The following is a 5,838-nucleotide window of genomic DNA, read 5'->3' as shown; positions in this document are numbered from 1 at the left end:
CTGCTGGAATGGCCTGGAAACGTGCCGCGGTGGCCTGATTCTTAGCGCTGAAATGGCCGACTTAAAGTTGACGGAACACAGGCCGGGCCCACCTGGTGGGCAGGCCCGGCCGGACCGGCTTAGGCGTTGTGGCTGCGCCGGGTCTTGGAGAGGGCGCGGTAGGTGGTGAGGAAGGGCCTCGAACGGTCCGGGCGCTCGGGTAGGGGGCCCTCCCGCGCAGCTCAACGCCGGGGGTCCGCTACTGGCTCGCTCGGCCCTGGCCGTTCTTGTCCGGGGTTTCCGGCACGATGCGCTGCAGGAGCGCGTCGTGGGCCTTTTGCAGTGTCTCTGCCCGGGCCTCGGCCGCGGCCACCCTGGCCGCCGCGTCGGCTGCGGTGTTGCTGGCCCGCTGCTCGGCCGCACGTGCCCGCTCCAGCTGCGCCTGGATCGCCGCAGCCTGGGTATCCATTGCGGTGACCCGGGCGGTGAGTTCAGTGACGGCGGCGTCCTTCTCGGCCGTGACCTTGTCCAGGTCCGCGACGAGTTCGGAGATCTCCAGACCCAGATCCTTCTTCTCCTGCGCCCAGACCGCTTTCGCAGCAGCGTGCCGCTCATCCGCCACAGTGGACGCTTCGGCCCAGCAGGCCCCGGCCAGACGCGCGGCCTGTTCCAGCACCGCTGCCGGCGTCGCGGCGAGACGGCCTCCCGCTGCCTGCTTCTCCTCCACCCACTCCTTCAGGTAACGCGTGGCGTCGGCGTTGCTCACACCCGCAGCCGCCCGCACCGTCGAAACGGTAGGCCGGCGCTCGGCACTGATCTGCTCCGCAGCAGCAAACACACGGTCTTTCACACTCAACGTCACGGCGACAACCGCAAGAATAGTAGGAGTAGTAACAAAACTACTACTCCTACTACTTGAGGGCAATACCGCCGCCGAATGCCCCATGGCCCGGCGGCCCTCTCCGCCCCGGCCAGGAGTTCCGGGGGCGGCGGGCGCCAGGCTGCGCCGCGGCGTTGGCCGCCACGTCGCTGGCCTGCCTGGCGGGGTGGTCGTGGCAGGATGGGCGGCATCATGGACAGGCGGTTACGGCGCGCTCCGGACGCGGAATGGGTGTTGATGTACCGGCTCGGACTGAGCCGGCAGCGCATCGCTGACCTCGTGTGTGCCGAACCGGCCACCGTTGGGTATCACCTGGTCATCGCCCGCCGCCAGGACCCGGGGCTCGAGGCCGCACACCACGCCGCCGTCGCGACCAAAGCCTGCCCCTCCCCCACAGTCCTTGCCCGCATGGAGGAGATGATCGCCTGGATCATGGCTGAGGGCCGGCTCCCCCGTGACCGCTCCGAGGATAAGGGTGAGCGGTCGATGGCGCGGTGGCTTTCGGAGCGCCGGCGCGAAGCAGCCGAGGGCACGCTGGACCCGGTCTACCGTGACGGCCTCGAACGGGTCCCCGGCTGGGAGGAAAACCACCGGGCAGCAGCGGATGAGACCCGGTGGCGTGACCGGCTCGCCCAGCTGGTGGACTTCCGTGCCGAGGGCAACGACTGGCCCCGCCACCACGACTTCGACTCGGAGCGGGAACACACCCTCGGGGTGTGGATCCACACCCCGCGGTACAAACACCGCCGAGGCGACCTCGACCCTGAGAAGGTCCGGCTCCTGGACGCCGCCGTCCCCGGGTGGCAGACCGGCAGGACCCGCGGCCGCCCGCCCCGCACGTAAATGCAGACTCAACGCCGTGCAGGCAGACTCGCACCCTGAATGTTCTGCCCGGCCCCGATAGACTCATTGAGGCTCTCCAGTCCCCCCAGCTTGGAGAGCCGGGAGCCTCCGCGCTTGAGTCGTTTGGATTCGCGCGGAGGCTTCCTCATGTTCGCGATGAGGGCGCCGTGTTCCGAAAATCCGGCCAGAACACAATATGCCGTTCGCCCGCGTTGGGCCGATTCGACTCATCGTCGCGACAGGTTCGATTGAAACAACCGAATCTCTATCGTGCGTCGGGAACTGCCGGACCCGGGACGGAATGTCAGCTGGAGAAATTATTGTGTGGGCGGTGGTAATCCCACGGGGCGGGACTGATTTTGATTCCTCGGCGCGACGCCCCGGTCCGGGCCACTTACCTTCCTTAAGAGGAATCGTACCGACCGGTCTGTCTGTTTGCGTGTAGTGTCTGCTTCTGATGGAACACTCCCAGAGCCTTTTAGTCGACCCGACCGACAAAACAGCCGCGCCGCCACCGGCTCCTGTGGGGGCGCGGGAGCGGATTATGGCCGCTGCCTATGATTTGTTCGCCCAGCGTGGCATCCGTGATGTCGGCATCGCGGAACTGATATCGCGGGCCGGGGTTGCCAAGGCGACGTTCTACGGGCACTTCGCCTCCAAGGACGATCTGGTCCTGGCCTTCTTGGAACGCTGCCATCAGGTCTGGACTGTCGAGCAGATCATCTCCGAGTCCAGAAGGAGGGCCGACAATCCCATCGCCCAGTTGCTGGCCATTTTCGATGTTCTGGACGGATGGTTCCGCCGGGACGACTTCGAGGCCTGTTCCTTCATGAACACCATGCTGGAAATGGGCGCCTCCCATCCATTGGGGAAGGCCGCAGCCGGTTATCTGGCCCAGGTGAGGGACTTCATGCGGACCCTCGCCGCGGAAGCGGGCCTTGACGAACCGGACCGTTTTGCCCGGTCCTGCCACATCCTGACGAAGGGATCCATCATCGCCGCCGTCGAGGGAGACCAGGAAGCCGCCATTTGGGCCAAACGCATGGCCCTTTGCCTCATCGCCGATCACGGAGGCACCGCCCCCCTGACCTCGCCTAGGCCCGGAACCTCTTGACCGGGTGACCGAACGCGCGTTGCCGGCACGTGTCCGTCGTCATGATGCACTCCGACCCTGAAGGGCCATCCATGCCAGTGCCACTCCCCGCGCCCGACCCGTCAATAGTGCCGGGCTACGAAATGGAAGAACAGCCTCACCATGCGGACCTGCGGGCGCTGGCCGGGCTGCTGGGCCGCATAGCAAAGCGCGACAATGACGCCTTTGAGGAATTTTTCGCCCACACCCGCAAAGAAGTGTTCGCAACGATCCTGGCCGTCCTCGTATCCAGGGAGCTCAGCGAGGACACGTCCCAGGAGGTATACATCCAGGTGTGGAACACGGCCCACCGGTTCGATCCGGCACGCGGATCCCCGATGGCGTGGCTGCTGACCATCGCCCGGCGCCGTGCCGTGGACCACGTCAGAGCCGAACAATCCCACCGGAATCGCCTGGCACGTTTTGCATCGGATAACCACATCACCGACCACGATGTGGTGGCAGAAGCGGCGACCAAAATCTTTGAAGCCGAGGACGTCAACCGCCATTTGCTCTCGCTATCCGCACTCCAGCACGCCGCCATCAATCTTGCCTTCTTCGACGGCCTGACATATGCCGAAGTGGCGTTCATCCTGAACGTGCCGCTGCCAACGGTAAAAAGCCGTATTCGGGACAGCCTTTCCAAACTCCGACACTCCATGGCGGAACCATCAAGCGCACGGTTCCGTCTCGCCGGTGGAAAACCGGGCGGGCCCGACCGGATCATCAAGCTGTCGCCCCTCACCGTTCCTGACAGTTGCGTTACGCCTCCGGCCGCCTAGACCAGCGGCAATCTCCAGCCGACCTGGTCGGGATCGCTCCCCCACACACTTTTGATAAATACGCGTACATATGAGGGCCGTAACTGTGCGATGGACCCGGGGTGGTACGGCTACTTTCGCTGGAAGATGTTGAGAATGTTGCCCTCGCTATCCGTGAACCAGGCAGCCTTCCCCACGGGGGTCGTCGCGATGCCGTTCTCAGTCTTTAGGCCCGGAAAGTCATACTCCTCGAAGACGACGCCGCGGCCCCGCAGATCCTCGACCTCGGCCTCGATGTTTTCGGTCCCCCAGCCCATCTGGGTGTTTTTCGCGGTGCCCGCGTTTTCGGTCTTGTAGATCAGGAAGGTCGTTCCGTTCCCGCTGCGGTAGAGCAGGTTCTCTTCGTCCATGGCGTTCGGGGCTTCCAGTCCAAGCACGTCCCGATAGAAATCCCTCGCCCTGGCCATGTCCTTCGCTGGGAGGACCGCGAAGATGTCAAGTTCCTTAAGCATGATGATTTCTCCTTCTATGCAGTGATGGCGGTACTCTCTCCGACCGCGGTGCCCGCGGGCGGAGTTACCGGCTCTTTTCCGGGCCCGGCCGCCGCCTTTTCTGCGACGCGCCGGGACGGACACCAGGGAGCTCTCCGGTGCCGTGTCGGCGACGGCAGGCTCGAGGGTCTCCACAGCGTTCATGTCGCCATTATGGACATATATTGGCATCCCCGGATATAGGGAGGGCGGACTCCGGCCTGGCGGTGTATGAGGCCTAACAGGAAAGGGGTGCCGCTGCCGTTTGGCTTGTGGTCGTTTAGGGTCCGCAGGACGGTGGAGCCGGTGGAGCGGGCACGTATGATCCAACGGACAGCAGCAAAAAAGGAAAAAATGCTTGTGCTGTCCGAGCAAAGCGAGGCCGGTATCGTGCCCTCGCTCCCGCCTGTCATGCCGGCCTCCTGCCATCCGGGAGCGAACACTGCAGTTCGCGGTGGGCCGATGTAGAAACCGTGGCCGCTGTGCGGGGGCAGTTGTAGCCTTATGGGAGACCGCACGGATGCTTGTCCTGCGATCACGCAATGACTTGAAGTGCCGTACTTCTGCGAAGTTCGGAAGGTCAGAGGGTGTGGGTTCTGATGGATGAAAACCAGCAGGAATTGACTCATGTTGCGTTCCTGCTCGCAGACCTCGAGGTCCACGAAGCGTGGTTGGCGTACTTCGCGTACGGGGGCAACCAGGGCCTGTTGGTCGTCGATGCATATTTGAACCGACTGATTCCGCTGCCGGCCCACGACTGCAACCTGCTGGCGTTGATCCTGAATGAGCGTTTGACTGAACTCCATTTGCCGCACCTCGCCTCCTACAGCGGCTGAGGATGCATCACTTAGCCTTCAGTCCCGCAGCAACAGGAGTGTAGGTGGTGCCGTCCCGGAGTATGGCCCAGAGGACGTTGAGGCTACACCGGGCCACGCAGAACATGGCCTGAATGCGGGTTTTTCTTCGGTGCGTTCGCGGTTGTAACAGGTCCGGGAAGCGGGGCCGCTCCTCAGGGCCGAAAGAGAAAATAAGTAGAAGAGGCGCAGGAGCCTGCGGTCTTAGCGCCGGGGCCGGTGATCGTTGCCGGAGTCCCGCGGCACGGGGGCGCGGGAGCGAGTCCGGCGAAAGAAGACAATTAACGCTTGCACTGGCCGGGCAGGACGGGTGGTTAGGCCTCGAAGTGGGTAGTGGTTCCAGTGGTGCCGGAGAAGCGCGTAACGATCTCTGTGGCAATGGTGTGCAGCTTCTGATTGCGGCTGATCGAGGCCCGCCGGAGGATGCCGAAGGCTTCCTCCGGCGGGCACCGGCTCTGCGCAATGATCACCCCGCAGGCCATGTTAATCGCTGTCCTGCCCTCCATCGCGGCCTTCAGATTATCGCTGAGCAGATCCGCCGCGGCGATCCTGATGCTCAAGCGCAGGGCATCACTGGCCGCGTCCGCAAAGTCGACTGCCACGGCAACGGCATCCCCGGTAAACAGGCCCGCGGCGGGGGCGGAAAAGTTTAGTAATGCAGTCGCGTCCTGGCGCAACTGAAGGGGCACGGCCAGCGTGGCAGGGTTTCCCGCTGCGGCGAGTTCGCTGCTGTCCGTGGCCCGGCGCCGCTCTGCTGCCGCGTCGCTTCTGCCGGCGATGGTTACGTCCCGTGGAGTGGTGTAGATCTCAGCAGTTACGCGTTGCTCCGGCAACGTAGTGAGCCATCGTGCGATGGTCA

General features: G+C 64.2%; 7 protein-coding genes and 1 pseudogene. 4 read left to right on the top strand and 4 right to left on the bottom strand.

The window, feature by feature from the left end; all coding sequences use genetic code 11:
- Positions 1-238: 238 nt before the first annotated feature.
- Complete coding sequence (locus BJQ90_RS01405; protein ID WP_226758528.1) at positions 239-817, bottom strand: DNA-binding protein; 579 nt, start codon at positions 815-817, stop codon at positions 239-241.
- 234 nt (positions 818-1,051) lie between these two features.
- Between BJQ90_RS01405 and BJQ90_RS01400 the strand changes: the two genes are divergently transcribed.
- The 3 genes from BJQ90_RS01400 to BJQ90_RS01390 all read left to right on the top strand — a co-directional run bounded on the left by BJQ90_RS01400 (position 1,052) and on the right by BJQ90_RS01390 (position 3,616).
- Positions 1,052-1,702 (top strand): helicase associated domain-containing protein, encoded by a 651-nt coding sequence (locus BJQ90_RS01400; RefSeq protein ID WP_226758526.1) that lies wholly within the window; start codon positions 1,052-1,054, stop codon positions 1,700-1,702.
- A 544-nt stretch (positions 1,703-2,246) separates the two neighbouring features.
- Positions 2,247-2,816 (top strand): TetR/AcrR family transcriptional regulator, encoded by a 570-nt coding sequence (locus BJQ90_RS01395; protein WP_226758525.1) that lies wholly within the window; start codon positions 2,247-2,249, stop codon positions 2,814-2,816.
- A gap of 107 nt (positions 2,817-2,923) precedes the next feature.
- Complete coding sequence (locus BJQ90_RS01390) at positions 2,924-3,616, top strand: sigma-70 family RNA polymerase sigma factor (RefSeq protein WP_226758524.1); 693 nt, start codon at positions 2,924-2,926, stop codon at positions 3,614-3,616.
- A gap of 110 nt (positions 3,617-3,726) precedes the next feature.
- Here BJQ90_RS01390 and BJQ90_RS01385 read toward each other — a convergent pair whose 3' ends face one another.
- Complete coding sequence (locus tag BJQ90_RS01385; RefSeq protein WP_226758527.1) at positions 3,727-4,107, bottom strand: VOC family protein; 381 nt, start codon at positions 4,105-4,107, stop codon at positions 3,727-3,729.
- A gap of 617 nt (positions 4,108-4,724) precedes the next feature.
- On the opposite strand from BJQ90_RS01385, the gene BJQ90_RS01380 reads away from it, so the two are divergent.
- Positions 4,725-4,961 (top strand): hypothetical protein, encoded by a 237-nt coding sequence (locus BJQ90_RS01380; RefSeq protein WP_226758523.1) that lies wholly within the window; start codon positions 4,725-4,727, stop codon positions 4,959-4,961.
- Between the two features lie 7 nt (positions 4,962-4,968).
- Here BJQ90_RS01380 and BJQ90_RS22640 read toward each other — a convergent pair.
- Both BJQ90_RS22640 and BJQ90_RS01375 read right to left on the bottom strand, forming a co-directional pair.
- Positions 4,969-5,231 (bottom strand): annotated as a pseudogene (locus BJQ90_RS22640) (IS110 family transposase); the annotation flags it as partial.
- A 62-nt stretch (positions 5,232-5,293) separates the two neighbouring features.
- Positions 5,294-5,838 (bottom strand): ANTAR domain-containing protein (locus BJQ90_RS01375; RefSeq protein ID WP_226758522.1); only part of this gene is annotated, 545 nt, incomplete at its 5' end.

This window comes from Arthrobacter sp. SO3 (assembly GCF_020532825.1).
Classification (GTDB): Bacteria; Actinomycetota; Actinomycetes; order Actinomycetales; family Micrococcaceae; genus Arthrobacter.
The sequence above is the reverse complement of the archived record's forward strand: the minus strand, read 5'-3'. Positions and strand labels throughout refer to the sequence as shown.